At 72.3% G+C, this 15006-nt stretch carries 13 protein-coding genes; 5 read left to right on the top strand and 8 right to left on the bottom strand.

The window, feature by feature from the left end; all coding sequences use genetic code 11:
* Positions 1 to 103 precede the first annotated feature (103 nt).
* The 4 genes from ACFPIH_RS22520 to ACFPIH_RS22505 form a co-directional block, all read right to left on the bottom strand.
* Positions 104 to 559 (bottom strand): DoxX family protein, encoded by a 456-nt coding sequence (locus ACFPIH_RS22520; protein ID WP_381164235.1) that lies wholly within the window; start codon positions 557 to 559, stop codon positions 104 to 106.
* A 68-nt stretch (positions 560 to 627) separates the two neighbouring features.
* Positions 628 to 2496, bottom strand: a complete 1869-nt coding sequence (locus ACFPIH_RS22515; protein WP_381164644.1) for an FAD/NAD(P)-binding protein — start codon at positions 2494 to 2496, stop codon at positions 628 to 630.
* Positions 2497 to 3343: 847 nt separating this feature from the next.
* Positions 3344 to 4978 (bottom strand): alkaline phosphatase D family protein, encoded by a 1635-nt coding sequence (locus ACFPIH_RS22510; RefSeq protein ID WP_381164238.1) that lies wholly within the window; start codon positions 4976 to 4978, stop codon positions 3344 to 3346.
* Positions 4979 to 5148: 170 nt separating this feature from the next.
* Positions 5149 to 5793, bottom strand: coding sequence for an HNH endonuclease family protein (locus tag ACFPIH_RS22505; RefSeq protein WP_381164241.1), 645 nt, complete (start codon positions 5791 to 5793; stop codon positions 5149 to 5151).
* Positions 5794 to 6147: 354 nt separating this feature from the next.
* Here ACFPIH_RS22505 and ACFPIH_RS22500 point away from each other — a divergent pair, with 354 nt between their 5' ends.
* Both ACFPIH_RS22500 and ACFPIH_RS22495 read left to right on the top strand, forming a co-directional pair.
* The gene (locus ACFPIH_RS22500; protein ID WP_381164244.1) at positions 6148 to 6729 is read left to right on the top strand and encodes a TMEM165/GDT1 family protein; all 582 of its coding nucleotides are present in this window, start codon (positions 6148 to 6150) and stop codon (positions 6727 to 6729) included.
* Positions 6730 to 6908: 179 nt separating this feature from the next.
* The gene (locus ACFPIH_RS22495) at positions 6909 to 7562 is read left to right on the top strand and encodes an HAD-IA family hydrolase (protein ID WP_381164247.1); all 654 of its coding nucleotides are present in this window, start codon (positions 6909 to 6911) and stop codon (positions 7560 to 7562) included.
* A gap of 480 nt (positions 7563 to 8042) precedes the next feature.
* Here the strand turns inward: ACFPIH_RS22495 and ACFPIH_RS22490 are convergent, their stop codons facing one another.
* Positions 8043 to 9440: a peptidoglycan-binding protein gene (locus ACFPIH_RS22490; RefSeq protein ID WP_381164250.1), complete on the bottom strand. Its 1398-nt coding sequence runs from the start codon at positions 9438 to 9440 to the stop codon at positions 8043 to 8045.
* 172 nt (positions 9441 to 9612) lie between these two features.
* Between ACFPIH_RS22490 and ACFPIH_RS22485 the strand changes: the two genes are divergently transcribed.
* Complete coding sequence (locus ACFPIH_RS22485; protein ID WP_381164253.1) at positions 9613 to 11742, top strand: MDR family MFS transporter; 2130 nt, start codon at positions 9613 to 9615, stop codon at positions 11740 to 11742.
* Here the strand turns inward: ACFPIH_RS22485 and ACFPIH_RS22480 are convergent.
* Both ACFPIH_RS22480 and ACFPIH_RS22475 read right to left on the bottom strand, forming a co-directional pair.
* Positions 11735 to 12235, bottom strand: coding sequence for a GNAT family N-acetyltransferase (locus ACFPIH_RS22480; RefSeq protein WP_381164256.1), 501 nt, complete (start codon positions 12233 to 12235; stop codon positions 11735 to 11737). The genes ACFPIH_RS22485 and ACFPIH_RS22480 overlap by 8 nt on opposite strands.
* 2 nt (positions 12236 to 12237) lie before the next feature.
* A complete protein-coding gene (locus ACFPIH_RS22475; protein WP_381164259.1) occupies positions 12238 to 12882 on the bottom strand; it encodes a dihydrofolate reductase family protein in 645 nt (214 codons plus the stop codon).
* Positions 12883 to 13050: 168 nt separating this feature from the next.
* On the opposite strand from ACFPIH_RS22475, the gene ACFPIH_RS22470 reads away from it, so the two are divergent.
* Entirely contained in the window at positions 13051 to 13737 is a 687-nt protein-coding gene (locus ACFPIH_RS22470) for a hypothetical protein (RefSeq protein ID WP_381164262.1), read from the top strand.
* Positions 13734 to 14474, top strand: coding sequence for a hypothetical protein (locus ACFPIH_RS22465; RefSeq protein WP_385877362.1), 741 nt, complete (start codon positions 13734 to 13736; stop codon positions 14472 to 14474). Before ACFPIH_RS22470 ends, ACFPIH_RS22465 begins: the two co-directional genes overlap by 4 nt.
* Here ACFPIH_RS22465 and ACFPIH_RS22460 read toward each other — a convergent pair.
* Positions 14463 to 14918 (bottom strand): DnaJ family domain-containing protein, encoded by a 456-nt coding sequence (locus ACFPIH_RS22460; protein ID WP_381164268.1) that lies wholly within the window; start codon positions 14916 to 14918, stop codon positions 14463 to 14465. The two genes, ACFPIH_RS22465 and ACFPIH_RS22460, sit on opposite strands and share 12 nt — an antisense overlap.
* Positions 14919 to 15006 lie beyond the last annotated feature (88 nt).

Genomic DNA, 15006 nt, shown 5'->3' with positions numbered 1-15006 from the left:
GATTGTGTTGAACACGGCGGAACGCGGTGGATCGCGGCGGAACACGGTTCAACACGGGTGCCCTCCCCGCTGTTTGCGGAGAGGGCACCCATGGTGGGGGGAGTCAGACCGAGGCTGTGGCGCGCGGCGCGACCGGCTCGCTGGCCGGGGCGGTGCGGCGGTTGATCAGCCGGTCCAGACCGAGCGCTCCGGAGCCGGTGAAGACCAGCAGCAGGAAGGCCCAGCAGAACATCGCGGAGGCCTCGCCGCCGTTCTCCATCGGCCACAGGGCGCCCGGCTGGTGCACCTTGAAGTACGCGTACGCCATGGAGCCCGAGGCCAGCAGCGCGGCGGGCCGGGTGACCAGGCCCAGCAGCACCAGGGTGCCGCAGACCAGCTGGATCGCGGCCGCGTACCAGCCGGGCCAGGTGCCGGCGTCGATGGTGCCGCCGTCGGTGCCGGCGGCTCCGCCGAGGACTCCGAAGAGCGAGGCGGCGCCGTGGCAGGCGAACAACAGGCCTACGACGATACGGAACAGGCCCAGCGCGTAAGGCTGGGCGGTATCGAGACGAGCGGACATGTGGGGGTGCTCCTTCGGTCTGTCGGTGGGGGCGGCGGTACCGAATGAGCGATCCACGCTAGGTGGGCCTAATCTATGCTTGCAAGTTCAACATTTAGCCACTCCTTAGGTCCCGTTTCCGGCCTGCCGTCCGTCGTCGCCGCACGCAGAGCGGCTCTCGCCACCGCGTCGGCATCCGAAAGCGTGACCGAATCCACGCCTGGACGGGCGCCCGCGGCGGTCACCCAGTGCACGCCCTCCGTGGGTACCCCGAAGGCGAACCTCCTTGTGTGCGACCTGCCCTGACGATCGATCAGATGGTAGGGACGCGGTGTTACGTCCACGCCCCCGGTCAGGTAACCGTCGACCATGTGCGGACGGCACCGGCCGGTCTTCAGCAGCCTCGCGAGCAGCGGGTCGGCGGTGCGGCCCAGATCCGGTTCCGGCAGCCGGGCCTCTATGAGCGATGTCACGCGGACGGCCGAGCCCGGCACCTCCGGCGAGTGCGCCCGCCAGGCCCCGTCCTCCTCCCGCACCTGCAGACGTGGTCCGAGCACCTCCACCACCCCCGCCTCCAGCAGCGCGGCCAGCTCTTCTATGCGCCGGCGGGGCGGGCCGATGGACAGGAACGCGTTGAGCGGGGTGTACCAGCGGTCCAGGTGGTCCCGGCGGGAGGTGCCGGCCAGCCCGCCGTGGTCGACGACCAGCCGCAGCTCGTTGCGCAGGTCGCGCAGCACGTCCAGCGCGGCCTTCAGGGGGCCGTCCACATTGCCCCGGGCGGCTTCCCGCGCGTCCCGCCGCAGATACGCCAGCAGCCACTCCCGCCACTGTCCCGGATGCGTGAAGTGCCGTTCCGTATACGGGCGGGAGACGCGGTCCCAGCACCAGCGGTCGGCCTCCTGGACGCCGTACGCGTCGAGCAGCGCGGTCTCCCGGGGGTCGCGGTGCGGGAGCCCGAGGAAGCGGTCCGCGAACCCCGCGTCGCCGGTGAGGGCCGCGTAGTAGACCGTCTCCACCTCCTTCGCCACCAACGGCCACACCTCCGCCAGGAAGTCCGGCGCCTCCCCCGAGTCCGCCCGCTTGCGCAGCCCCGCGATCACCTCCGGAGTCAGCACCAGCGGGGTGTGCCGGCCGTACGGCCCCTTGGCGTTGTCGCCGCGCGCCTGGTACGGGATACCGCGCCGCGAACCGGCGTAGAGACGCGGCTCGCGGCCGGAGGGTATGTAGCGCAGGGTTCCCGAGCCGCCCTCGCCGTGGACGAAACGGCCGCCCCGGCCCGTCGTCAGGAGGGCGATGTGGTCGAAGAAGTTCAGGCCCAGGCCGCGCAGCAGGACCGGTTCACCGGGGGCGAGGGGGGAGAGGTCGACGTCGGCCGGGTTGGCGGGGGGTATGTGGCGCAGGCCGTGCCGCCCGGCGTAGGCGGTGTGGCGCTGCTGGGCGCTGTCGGGGATCGCGGGGAGATGGCCCTGGGCGAGGACGACCGCGGACAGCCCGACGAGGACGCGGCCGTCGTCGAGGGTGAGGACCTGGCGACCGTCGGCGGCGTCGTCGAGGCGGACGGCGCGGGCCGCGTGCGTCTCGACGCGCACCGAGGGCGGCGCCTCGCGCACGGTCCGCGTGAAGACCCACTCCAGGTAGCGGCCGTAGTGCGCGCGGGTCGGGTACTCGTCGGGTCCCAGCTCGCCGTCCGCCCACTCGTACAGGCTGGGGCCCGGCCGGATCGGGCCCGCGCAGTCCACGCTGTCGTCGGTGAACAGGGTCACCTGCGAGGCCACGGTGTTCATCAGCAGCTCTTGCGACTGCCCGGTGCGCCACACCCGGCCGGGTCCCGGCGGCGCCGGGTCGACGACATGGACCGTCAGCCGCGTTCCCGACGGGAGGAGTTCCCGCGCGGAGGCACACAGACGCTCCAGAACGCTGGCCCCGCGCGGCCCGGCCCCGACCAGGGCGACGGCCACCGGAGCACCACTGGCGGGGGCGGCGCCGAGCGGGGCGACGGCGACGGGGGCCGGGGTGGCGCCTGCCGGGGTGGCGCCTGCCGGGGTGGCGGAGGTCTGGGTGGCGCCTGCCGGGGTGGCGGAGGCCGAGGTGGTGGAGGCCTGGGTGGCGCTTGCCGTGGTGACGGCGACGGGGGTGGTGCCGACCGGGGTGGCGGAGGCCCGGGTGGTGCCGACCGGGGTGGTGCTTGCCGTGGTGACGGCGACGGGGGTGGCGCTTGCTGGGGTGGCGGAGGCCCGGGTGGTGCCGACCGGGGTGGTGGTTGCCGTGGTGACGGCGACGGGAGTGGCGCCTGCCGGGGTGGCGCTTGCTGGGGTGGTGGAGGCCTGCGTGGTGCCGACCGGGGTGGCGCTTGCCGGGGTGGCGGCGACGGGGGTGGCGCCTGCCGGGGTGGTGGAGGCCGGGGCGACGGAGGCCGGGGCGACGGGGGCCGGGGTGGCGCCTGTCGAGGCGGCGGAGACCTGGGTGGTGCCGACAGGGGCGGCACCGGCCGGGCGGGCGGAGGCCGGGGTGGCACCGACCGGGTCCACGGTGGCCGGGGCCGCAGCGACCGCGACCGGCGCGACGGGGGCCTGGGCGGTGCCTGCCGGGGTGACGGCGGCCGGGGTGACGGCTGTTGGGGCCGGTTCCGCGTTTGCTTCCGCGTTCACTGAGCGCAAGGGACTGACTCCCGGGCGTGTGGGGGGCGCAATGGAGTGGACCGCCCACCACACGGCTCCTCAAGCGGACGGCCCGCCTCATCATGCCGTTGGCCGTCACAGAAGCCAACGTGGGCCCCACCGGCCCCACTTGCCTCACATGTCCCACTCAGGGGGTCAAGTCGGACTCCTCCACTGTTCTCAGCCCGCCCTGATCCTGCGCCTGTTCCAGCCGCAGCCGGGCCGAACGGCCGTGCAGGGACAGGGTCATGAGCTGGTTGCCGAACCAGGGCCCGCCGGACTTCCGCCAGTCCACGGGTGGTCGAGGACAGCGACCGTGCCGGGCCAGACGGCGCCCCAGCGCACGGGCCACCGCACTCCAGCCGAACCGGAAGCCCACCCTTATCCACACCGGGATGGAGTTGTGCACGGGCGAGCAGGTGAGTTGCAGCACACGCGCGTCCGGAGCGGACCCGCTCCCCTCCGGCCACCGCGGCTCGGCGACGTACGCGTGATGCACGTCGCCGGAGAGGACGAGCACCGTCGCCGGCGCCTCCGCCCCCGAGCCCGCCTCGGCGATCAGTCCGGCCAGCGCGGCGAAGGAGCCGGGGAAGGCGGCCCAGTGCTCCAGGTCGGCGGCCCGCCGCACCCGCTCCCCGAACCGCGCCCAGCGCGCTCCCCGTTCACCCCGGCACAGGGCGGAGTCCCAGCTCTCGGCGTGGTGCACGAGGTGCGGGAGCAGCCAGGGCAGGGAGGTGCCGATGAGGAGATGGTCGTAGTCGCCCCGTTCCTGGAGCACCTGCTCGCGCAGCCACTGCGCCTCCCCGGGGTCGAGCATCGCGCGCTCGTCCTCCTTCAGGACCCGCGCGGCCCGGGTGTCCACCATCAGCAGCCGTACCCGCCCGAAGTCGCGCCGGTAACTCCAGCGCACGGAGGCCGGGTCGGCGTCGGCGCCGCACGCGAAGGCGCGCAGGACGTCGGTGGCGTCGGGGGTGGCGCGTACGGCGGCGTAGAGCGGGTCGGCGGCCAGTTCGGCGGGGGAGAGGTTGCCGAGGTGCTGGTGCACCCAGTACGACATCAGACCGCTCAGGATCCGCTCGTTCCACCAGGGCGTGGCCCGCAGGTCGGCGAGCCAGGCGGCGGAGGTGTTCCAGTCGTCGATGACGTCATGGTCGTCGAAGATCATGCAGCTGGGCACGGTGGACAGCAGCCACCGCACCTCCGGGTCGAGCCAGGACTCGTAGTACAGCCAGGTGTACTCCTCGAAGTCGGCGACCTCGGCGCCGGGCGGGTCGGCCAGGCCGCGACGGGCCAGGATGCGTTCCCGTACGGCGTCGGAGACCTCGTCGGCGTACACCTGGTCGCCCAACAGCAGGAGTACGTCGGGCCGTTCGGCGTCGGGGTCGGCGGCGAGGCGGGCGGCCAGGCTGTCCAGGGCGTCGGGGCCGACCGGGTCGTGCGCGTCGGCCGGGGGCGCGGCCCAGCGGCAGGAGCCGAAGGTCACGCGGACGGCGCCGCCCTCGGCGGGGGCGGGGATGACGGACGGCGGGAAACGGGAGTCGGGCGGCGGCCACACCCGGCTGCCGTCCAGAAACACCTCGTACGCCGTTTCCGTGCCGGCGGTCAGGCCGGTCACCGGGACCAGGGCGTAGTGATGGCCCGCCACCTGGAAGGTGGGGGCCGTGCCGCCGGCGCCGTCCGCGCAGCGCACCTCGGCGGCGCACGGGCGGCTCGCCTCGACCCAGACGGTCGCGGACGAGGCGTCGGCGTATCTCAGCAGGGGGCCCAGCCGCAGTCCGGCCACGCGATCACTCTCCTCCGTCGCACCCGTACGGTACGGAACGACGGAGGAGAGTGGGGAGGTTCCGCCGCCGAAATGTGATCAGCGGTCGGTTCGGTGCGCGGTCGGCGGCCGGTCGGGCGGCTTCAGGCGCGGGTTCAGGCGCGGCTGCGGGCCCTTGTTCAGGCGCGGCTTCAGCAGCTGGCGAGGTAGCTGGTGAGCGCGGACTTCTCGGCCGAGTCGACGGAGAGGTCGTAGTAGTACTTCACCTGCACCCAGGCACGGACGTAGGTGCAGCGGTAGGAGGTGACCGACGGCATCCACTCGGCCGGGTCCTGGTCGCTCTTCGACTGGTTCACGTTGTCCGTGACGGCGATGAGCTGCGGCCGGGTCAGGTCGTTGGCGAACGCCTGGCGCTGGGCGGTGGTCCAGCCGCTGGCGCCGGAGTCCCAGGCCTCGGCGAGCGGGACGAGGTGGTCGATGTCCAGGTCGGAGGCGGCGGTCCAGGTGGCGCCGTCGTACGGGGAGTACCAGGAGCCGCTGGTCGCGGCGCAGGCGGAGCTGGTGACGACGTTCGTACCGTCGCGCTTGAGGACCGTCTCACGGGTGTTGCAGGTGCCGGAGATGGTGATCCAGTGGGGGAAGAGGTCGCGGTCGTAGCCGGTGCGGTCCTCGGTCGCCACGGTGAGGGAGGCGAGGTAGGTGCGGGCGGTGGCCGCGCTGACCGGGGTGGGGAGGGCAGCGGAAGCGGTCGGCGAGTTGAAAAGTGCGACGGAGGCTATGAGCCCGGTGAGTGCCGCGAGTATGCTCAGGCGTCGACGCGCGTAGAACTTGGGCATACGAACTCCCTTGGGGAGATGGGGGTGTTGGAGCGCGAGCGAGGTGAATGCTCGTCCGCTCCGGTTGCGGGGAGGTGTGCGTCCGGTAAGAAGTTAGTGACGTGCTCATGACACAACAAGGGCTGGGGCGAAACGATCTCGTACAATTGGGGGCGTTGAAGGGGAGTAGCTCTTCGCCGGACCGTCGACATACTGCTCAGCTCGTCTGAGCCGGCGCCCGGAGGCGGATCCCGTACGGGATCGGCCAGCGAGACCTTCGGCAAGCAGTGCATTTCTGTGTGCGCTGCCCTGCCGAGGTGTCTTTGTGTGATGTACCGCACTCTCGGTGGGGTGGCCCCGACCGATTGAGGAACCTTGATCAGCATCACCGTCACGGCGCTCGTCTTCGGCGTCGTCTTCCTGGCCGAGCTGCCGGACAAGACCGCGCTCGCCGGCCTCGTCCTCGGCACCCGCTACCGCGCCTCGTACGTCTTCGCCGGTGTCGCCGCCGCCTTCGCGCTGCATGTCGCGCTCGCCGTCGCGGCGGGCAGCGTGCTGACGCTGCTGCCGCAGCAGATCCTGCACGCGCTCACCGGTGTGCTGTTCCTCGGTGGCGCCGCCGTCCTCCTGATGAAGAAGGACGAGAATGAGGAGGAGGTCCGGCGGCCGGAGAACCAGTCCTTCTGGAAGGTCGCCGGCGCGGGCTTCATGCTGATCCTGGTCGCGGAGTTCGGCGACCTGACACAGATCATGACCGCGAACCTGGCCGCGCGCTACGACGACCCGCTCTCCGTCGGCCTCGGCGCGGTGCTGGCGCTGTGGGCGGTCGCCGGCCTCGGCATCGTCGGCGGGAAGGCGCTGATGAAGCGGGTGCCGCTGAAGCTGATCACACAGATCGCGGCGCTGCTGATGCTGGCGCTGGGGGCGTGGAGCCTGTGGGAGGCGATCGCCGGCTGAGGGCATGGCTGAGGTCATGGCTGGGCTCACGGCTGAGCTGAACGTTCGGTGAACGCTTTCTCCGGTGGGTGGCGGTGGGCACCCATTCTTTTGTACCGTGGAGAAACAAAGTGGTTCCGCCCGTTTTCCCTGACCGGCGGGCGGGGCCGCCTTGTTCTCTACGCCCCCTGGAGCTGCTGATGCCCGTTCTGACCGCCCGTGCCCTTCTGCTCGACATGGACGGCACCCTCGTGAACTCCGACGCGGTTGTCGAGCGGATCTGGCGGCGCTGGGCCGAGCGGCACGGTCTGAACGGCGACGAGGTCATGAAGGTCGTCCACGGTCGCCAGGGGTACGCCTCGATGGCCGTACTGCTGCCCGACCGGCCGATGGAGCAGAACCTCGCGGACAACGCGCGGATGCTGGCGGAGGAGACGGCCGACCTGGACGGGGTCGTCCCGGTGCCCGGGGCGCCCGAGTTCCTCGCCTCCCTTGTCGCACAGGGGGTTCCGCACGCGCTGGTGACCTCGGCGGACGTTCCGCTGTCGACGGCCCGGATGGCCGCGGCGGGACTGGAACTGCCGGACATCCGGATCACCGCGGAGTCGGTCGGCGCGAGCAAGCCGGACCCCGAGGGCTTTCTGAAGGGCGCGGCGGAACTGGGCGTCGCCCCGGCGGACTGCGTGGTCTTCGAGGACTCCGGCGCGGGCATCGCGGCGGGGCGCGCCGCGGGGATGCGCGTGGTCGGCGTCGGTCCGCGCGCCGGCGTACACCAACCGGACGTGGTGGTACGGGACTTGCGGGCGGTGCGGGTGGAGGCCCTGGAGTCGGGGGTACAGCTCCACATCGGCTGACCGCCCTACCCTCCGGGTCGGCTCATGCCGGCCTGCGTGGCTTCATGCCGGCTCGCGTTGAACTCACGTCTGCCTGCGCCTGGCGTTCGTCGGCAGCGTCCGGCCTCACGTCGGCCCGGCGTCGGTCCGCGTCCAGCCTCGCGTCTGCCTACGTCGGCCGTGTCGGTCCTCACGGTGGCCGTCTCGGTCCTCACGTTGGCCGTGTCGGTCCTCACGTTGGCCGTGTCGGTCCTCACGTTGGCTTGCGTCGGCTTCACGTCATCCCCGCGTCGGCCCGTTCGGCCTCGCCTCGGCCGCCTTCAGCCTCACGTCGGCCTGAGTGGCTCTACGTCGGCCCACGTCGACCTCACGTCACCCCCGCGCCGACCCGCATCCGGCCTTGCGTCCGCCTACCTCGGCCCATGCCGGCAGCGTCTCGCCTCGCGTCGGCCTCATGGCGGCCCGGGTCCGCCCCGCGTCCGCCCGCCTCGGCGCCCCGCCTCACGGCTCCTTCGTTTCGGCCTCCAGGGACGTTCGGGTTGCCGCGCCGTACACGCCCAGTTCGTCATCCTGGATGCCGCGTGACCACTGGTAGTTGCGCACCGAGGTTTCCACGTCGCTGCTGAAGGTGCCGTCGGCCTCGCCGTCGTACAGGAACAACTGGCCCAGCCGCAGCTGGAGTTCGGTCACCTCGGCGCCGGTGTCGCCGCGCTGCAGCACCGGTGCGGTGATGGTCTCCTCGCTGCCGTCGGACCCGTTGCCGGGCTCGGCGGTGCTCGAGACGCGGGCGGTGGGCGCGGTCGCGCTCGCCGCCGCCGACGTGGAGGCCGACGGCGAAGCGCTCGACGGAGTCGCGGACGGCGAGGGGCGCCGGCTCGGGCTGGCCGACGGCGAGGAGCTGGACGCCGTGGGGGAGGGCGAGTCACTGCCGGACTCGGACGCGGAGGCCGCGCTGGTCGAGGTGTCGGGCACGGCGGCCCGTACGTCCTCGGGGGCGGCGCCGTTCCGCTTCGGTGCCTCGTAGGTGAACAGCCCGCTCGCGAACCCGACGGCGGCGATGACGGCGACGGCGGCGGCGCTGGCCGCGATGAGGACGGTACGGCGGCGTCGGCTGCGGGGCGGGTGCTCGTCGTCGGCGCCGATCCCGTCGTCCTCCCCCGGTGCCATTGGTTGCTCCGGTTCCCCCGGGCGGAGCCCGTCCGCGTCGGGGGCCGACTCGAACAGGCTCAGATCGGCGGGCCTGGGCTCGAAGGCACCGGTCCCGGCCTGCGGAGCCTGAGCGGCATCGGGGACCTGGGGCAGGGCCACGGTCGCGTCGACCGCCGGTACGGCGTCGAGCGGCGCGGTGGCATCCGCCGGCAGGGCAGCCCACAGCGGCGCGGTCCCGTCGGCCGCCGGTACGGCGTTCAGCGGCGCGGTCTCGTCGGCCGCGGGTACGCCCCCCGCCGGCGGGGTCCCGTCAGCCGCAGACCTGCCCCCCGGGGCCGCGGGCCCGGGCAACCGCACCGCCCGCAACTGCACGGTCTCCTCGACCGCCGGTACACCCGCCCCCGCCGGCGTCGCCGGACCGTCCCCCGGACCAGGCGCAGCCACGCCGCTCGCCGAGCCCGCCGAAGGTGCCCCGCCCCCTGTCTCCCGCGAGGGCGAGGGCGAGGGCGACGGCGCCCCGCCCCGCGTGCCCGTCTCCGTCGCGTCCCCGAGTTCGACGTACGGCCGTATGCGCAGCGGGTCGAAGTCCTCCGCCGCTGCCGCCTCCGCCGTACGGGTGTCGAGCAGGGCCTCGGCGGCGAGCCGGGCGCAGGCGCACGACGGGGTGTTGTCCGGTGCGCGCAGCGCGCCGCACTGCGGGCACGGCAGCCCGTGCGGTCCCGGTCGCCCTTGCCCCGCCCGATCGTTCACCTGTTCGTCCCTCCCCATAAGAACTCCAGAGTTTATGCAGATCTCCCACACAGCCAGCGCCCCAAGACCCCGGAATGTCGCGCTCCGTAAGGATTCGGAGGGGCACTCAAGAGGCCATAACGGGTCACACCGATCACGATGGACAGTGGCACGAGAGCCTCAGGAGGTATCCATGGCCTTGGACGCGCACAGCAGGACGTCGGATCCACATGCGGAACACGTGTCCGGAAACGTTCTCGTCTCCATCGGCGCCCTCCTGCTGGGCATGCTCCTGGCCGCCCTCGACCAGACCATCGTGTCGACCGCCCTGCCCACCATCGTCAGCGACCTGGGTGGTATGGAGCATCTGTCCTGGGTGGTCACGGCCTACCTGCTGGCGTCGACCGCGGCGACCCCGCTGTGGGGCAAACTGGGCGACCAGTACGGGCGCAAGAGGCTCTTCCAGGCCGCGATCGTGATCTTCCTGATCAGCTCGGCGCTCTGCGGAATGGCGCAAAACATGCCGCAGCTGATCGGCTTCCGCGCGCTCCAGGGACTCGGCGGCGGTGGCCTGATGGTGCTGTCGATGGCGCTCGTCGGCGACCTCGTCCCGCCCCGCGAACGGGGTCGCTACCAGGGCCTGTTCGGCGCGGTCTTCGGCGCGACCAGCGTCCTCGGCCCGCTGCTCGGCGGTCTGTTCACCGAACACCTCAGCTGGCGCTGGGTGTTCTACGTCAACCTGCCGGTCGGCGCCGTCGCCCTCGCCGTCATCGCGACCGTCCTGCGTATCCCGCGCAAGGAGACCCGGCACGTCATCGACTACCTCGGCACCCTCCTCATCGCCTCGGTCGCCACCTGTCTGGTGCTGGTCGCGTCGCTGGGCGGCACGACCTGGGAGTGGGGCTCGCCGCAGATCGTGGGCCTGGCGGTCCTGGGAGTCGTACTCGCCGTCGTGTTCGTGGCCGTCGAGCGGCGGGCCGCCGAACCGGTCCTCCCGCTCAAGCTGTTCCGCATCCGCACCTTCACCCTCTCCGCGGTGATCAGCTTCATCGTCGGCTTCGCGATGTTCGGCGCGATGACCTATCTGCCGACCTTCCTCCAGGTCGTGCAGGGTGTCTCACCGACCCTGTCCGGTGTGCACATGCTGCCGATGGTGGCCGGCCTGCTGCTGTCGTCCACGGTCTCCGGACAGATCGTCAGCCGCACCGGCCGCTGGAAGGTGTTCCCGGTCGCCGGCACCGCCGTCACGACCATCGGCCTGCTCCTCCTCCACCGGCTCGACGAGCACAGCTCCACCGGCGAGATGAGCCTCTGCTTCCTCGTCTTCGGCCTGGGCCTCGGCCTGGTCATGCAGGTCCTGGTCCTCATCGTGCAGAACGCGGTCGGCTACGAGGACCTCGGCGTCGCCACCTCCGGCGCCACCTTCTTCCGCTCCATCGGCGCGTCCTTCGGCGTCGCCATCTTCGGCACGGTCTTCGCGAGCCGCCTCTCCGGCAAACTCACCGACGCCTTCCGGGGCGTACGGCTCCCCGACGGCGTGAGTACGCAAGGGCTGGAGTCGGACCCGCGCGGGATCGCCGAACTGCCGTCCGCCCTGCGCCCGCCGGTCCTGCACGCCTACGCCTCCTCCATCACCGACGTCTTCCTGTACGCCGCCCCCGTCGCCCTGCTCGGCTTCGTCCTCGCCTGGTTCCTCAGGGAAGACCCGCTGCGCGGCTCCGTCACCGCGCCCGACGTCACGGAGACCCTCGCCAGCAACCCCGTCGAGCGGTCGTCCTACGACGAGGTGTGCCGCGCCCTGTCCGTCCTCGGCACCCGCGAGGGCCGTCGCGAGATCTACCGGACGATCACCGAACGGGCGGGCTACGACCTGCTTCCGGCGGCGAGCTGGATGCTGCTGCGGATGAAGAAGTACGGCGGTGTCGAGCCCGCCAGGCTCGCGGACCGCAGCACCGTCCCGCTGACGGTGGTCATCGAGGCCGCCCGCCAGATCGAGGAACGAGGGCTCGGCGTACGCGAGGGCCTGGACCTCGTACCGACCCCGGAGGGCCGTGAGGTCGCCGAGCGGCTGTCGCGGGTCAGGGAGGAGTCCCTGGCCGACCTGCTCGGCGACTGGTGGGGCCCGGACCGCCCCACCGACCTGGTCGGACTCGTCAAGGAACTCAACGACGAGCTGTGCGGCTCCGACCGCGAACAGCCGCACGGCGACCGGCCGCAGGACCATCGGCCGCCCGACCGCCGCCCGCCCGATCACCGGCCGCAGGACGGTCGGCCGCCCGATCACCGCCCGCCCGATCACCGCCCGGCGACCCCGTTCACGTGAGCTGCTTCGTGAACCAGTGCTCGGCGTAGGGGTCGGTGTTGTGCCGCTCGGTCTCCGTGTAGCCCAGCCGGGCGTACAGGGCCCGCGCCTCGACCAGGTCGCCGCGGGTGTCGAGGATCAGACGCGTGGCACCGAGTGCCCGCGCGGCGTCCTCGGCCGCCCGGACGAGAAGCGGGGCACCGCCCTTTCCGCGCAGTTCCTCCCGGACGAACACCCGGGTCAGCTCGGCGGTCGCCGCGTCCAGCAGCCGTACGCCCGCACACCCGCCCGGCTCACCGTCGTACCGCCCGACCAGCAACTGTCCACCGGGCGGGGTGAGTTCGGCGCCGGTCCGGGCGGCGATCTCCCGCTCCAACTCCTCCGGACCGGTCCGCCGCCCCTCGTGCAGCAGGTACCAGCGGTCGCTGACCTCGGTGTAGTACGCCCGCCAGAGCGCGAGGGCGACCGGCGAGTCGTAGGGTTCGGGGGCGATGGACCAGGTCATGACCCGCATTGTCAGCCGACCGGGTCGGCCTTCCGCAACCGGATATGGGTGACGCCGGGGGAGTCCAGCACCTCGGTCTTCCGCCATTCGACGTACTCGCCGTGCCCGTCGCCCAGGTTGTCGAACAGCCGTCGTCCGCCGCACGCGAGGACCGGCACCACGTGCAGCAGCAGCTCGTCCAGCCACCCGGCCCGGATGAACTGCTGCACCAGGTCGGCGCCTCCCGCCAGCGAAACGTCCTTGTCCCCGGCCGCCTCGGCCGCCTCCCTGGCCAGCGCGAGCGCCCGCTCGGGGCCCTCGGTGACGAAGTGGAAGGTGGTCCCGCCCTCCTTCACGAGCGGCTCGCGCGGGTGGTGGGTGACGACGTAGACCGGCGTGTGGAAGGGCGGGTTGTCACCCCATGGCTCCTCCCCGGTGATGTACATGCCGTGTCCCATCACCACCGCGCCGGGCCGGGCGACGTGCTCGGCGATCAGGTCGTCGTCCGGGCCGTCCGCCCCGCCCTCCATCCCCTGCATCCGCCGGAACGTCCGCAGCCCGTACACCCACGAGTGCAGTCGCTCCCCGCCGATGCCCAGCGGGTGTTCGCGGCCGGACTCCGGCCCGGCGATGTATCCGTCCAGCGACATGGCCAGCCGCGCGATGACCTCACTCATGACAGCCTCCTCGTTCCTGTTCCTGTTTCTCGCTCTCCTGATGCCTTCACTGGTGCGTCGAACGGGCCGCCACCGGATCGACACACCGAGGGAGTTGTTTGAGAGAAGTTGTGCGGGCAACCCGATCCCGGAACCGGCCCGGAGGGGCCGACACACCGGAAGGCAACCATGTCCACAGGCGTGATCATCGTTCTGATCGTGGCTGCGGCGGCCGTAGTCGCCGTCGTGGCGATCCTCGCCGTACGGGCCCGTGGTCCGCACGGCGGACACGGCCTGAAGCGGCGCTTCGGGCCCGAGTACGACCGGGCCGTCGCCCGGCACAACGGGGACGTCAAGGCGGCCGAGGACGAACTCGGTGCCCTCGTGGAGCGGCACGGTGGACTGCACGAGCGCCCGCTGGAGCCCGCGGAGCGCGAGCGGTTCGAGGCCCGCTGGACGGCCGCCCAGGAGAGCTTCGTCGACTCGCCGAGGACGGCGGTCGCCGAGGCAGACCAACTGCTCGCCGAGGTGGCGGGCGCGCGCGGCTTCCCCGACGGCGCCCAGTACGAGGAGCAGCTCGCCGCGCTCTCCGTGCACCACGCGGACCATGTGCACGGCTACCGGCGCGTGCACAGCGCGGCCCGGGTACGGACCGGCGGCTCGCGTGACGCGGACGCGCCCGGCACGGAGGACCTGCGGGCCGCCATGGTCGAGGCCCGCGCCCTCTTCGGCGACCTGATCGGCTCGTCCCGAGGCGAGCCCGGCCGCCATCGCGCCCGGACGTCGGGCCCGGCGGTCCGGGAGGACCACTCCCGCTCGCGCTCGGCCCGCCACCTGCCGTGGGGCGCCCACCGCCAGCAGACGAAGGAGGGATGAACGAGATGCCGGACGACCGAAGGATGAGTGAGATGCGGGACACGACGGACGAGACGGACACGAGGGGCACGACAGACCCGAGGAGTACGAGGAGCACGACGGGCACGACGGGCACGGCACCGGGGACCAGGGGCGGGGCACCGGCCGTCGGCAAGGACGGCGCGGCTGTGAAGGACGGCCACGTCGACGGTGGCAAGGACGGCCATGTCGACGGTGGCAACGTCGACGAGATCGCCGCCCGCCGCGGAAGCGGCGCCGTCCCGAGCGCCGGACGGGGCACCGGCTCCGACACCGACACCGGTACCGGCACCGGCACCGGCACGAGCGCGGCTCGCGGAAGCGATACCCGGAGCACCACCGGAACCGGAACCAGGAGCACCACCGGAACCGGAACCGGAAGCGGAACAACCGCCGGTACCGACGTGAAGGGCTCGGCGCTCGTCTCGCGTGACGAGTGCGACAAGCTCGCCGCCCGCATGGAACACGCCGTCGTCGGGTTCGTGGACGGCCCCCGGGACGCCGTGACGGAGGCCGACCGTGTCCTGGAGGAGCTGGCCACCCGCGTCACCGAGGCCATGAACAGCCGCCGCCGCAGCCTGCGCGGCTCCTGGCAGCAGTCGGCCGACAACGGCGACACGTCCACCAGGAACATCGACGCGAGCAACACCGACACCGAACAACTCCGGCTGGCCCTGCGGGACTACCGCGAGCTGACCGAGAGGCTGCTACACGTGTGACCCGCCGCTCGACCCCTCGCTCCGGTCACCCGGGGCCTCAGCCGCCGCCCGGCGCTCCCGCCACTCCCGTACGACCGCTTCCACGTCGTACGGCTGCATACCCAGCGGGGGGCCGGGCGGCGGCTTGAACATCATGTCCCGGAGCTTGACGTTGACGTCCGTGATGATCTTCCGGACGACCCGCTCCGACGAGGCCGAGTACGCCGCAGCGAGGGCGTCCTCGGCCTCCTTGCGCAGGGCGAGGGCCGGCGGCAGGACGGAGAGGCCCTCGCGGGCCATCTTTCGCTTGATCCACCAGAGTTCGTCGTACGACGTTTCGAGGGCCGGCGGCAACGGCTGCCCCGCACCCGGAAGTTGATCGAACTCGCCGCGCCGCTCCGCGTCCTGGATCTGCTTGTCGACCCAGGACTCGAACGGAACTCCCGGTGGCTTTCGCTCGGTCATGCCTCCATTGTGCCGGACGCGACAGGCCCGGGCGATTTATCATGCCCCGGCTGTGCAAACGCTGTTCAGCCGCTGGTCCAGCCATCAT

Origin of the sequence: Streptomyces vulcanius (assembly GCF_042653945.1) — a bacterium.
GTDB classification, from domain to species: domain Bacteria; phylum Actinomycetota; class Actinomycetes; order Streptomycetales; family Streptomycetaceae; genus Streptomyces; species Streptomyces mangrovi.
Note: the sequence above shows the minus strand (reverse complement) of the source record. Positions and strands in the feature narration are given on the sequence as shown.

What these genes read in the sequence shown, in the direction of transcription:
- ACFPIH_RS22520 (WP_381164235.1), bottom strand. Translation starts at nt 559, where the DNA reads ATGTCCGCTCGTCTCGATACCGCCCAGCCTTACGCGCTGGGCCTGTTC.
- ACFPIH_RS22505 (WP_381164241.1), bottom strand. Translation starts at nt 5,793, where the DNA reads ATGCCCAAGTTCTACGCGCGTCGACGCCTGAGCATACTCGCGGCACTC.
- ACFPIH_RS22495 (WP_381164247.1), top strand. Translation starts at nt 6,909, where the DNA reads ATGCCCGTTCTGACCGCCCGTGCCCTTCTGCTCGACATGGACGGCACC.
- ACFPIH_RS22485 (WP_381164253.1), top strand. Translation starts at nt 9,613, where the DNA reads ATGGCCTTGGACGCGCACAGCAGGACGTCGGATCCACATGCGGAACAC.
- ACFPIH_RS22480 (WP_381164256.1), bottom strand. Translation starts at nt 12,235, where the DNA reads ATGCGGGTCATGACCTGGTCCATCGCCCCCGAACCCTACGACTCGCCG.
- ACFPIH_RS22475 (WP_381164259.1), bottom strand. Translation starts at nt 12,882, where the DNA reads ATGAGTGAGGTCATCGCGCGGCTGGCCATGTCGCTGGACGGATACATC.
- ACFPIH_RS22470 (WP_381164262.1), top strand. Translation starts at nt 13,051, where the DNA reads ATGTCCACAGGCGTGATCATCGTTCTGATCGTGGCTGCGGCGGCCGTA.
- ACFPIH_RS22465 (WP_385877362.1), top strand. Translation starts at nt 13,734, where the DNA reads ATGAACGAGATGCCGGACGACCGAAGGATGAGTGAGATGCGGGACACG.
- ACFPIH_RS22460 (WP_381164268.1), bottom strand. Translation starts at nt 14,918, where the DNA reads ATGACCGAGCGAAAGCCACCGGGAGTTCCGTTCGAGTCCTGGGTCGAC.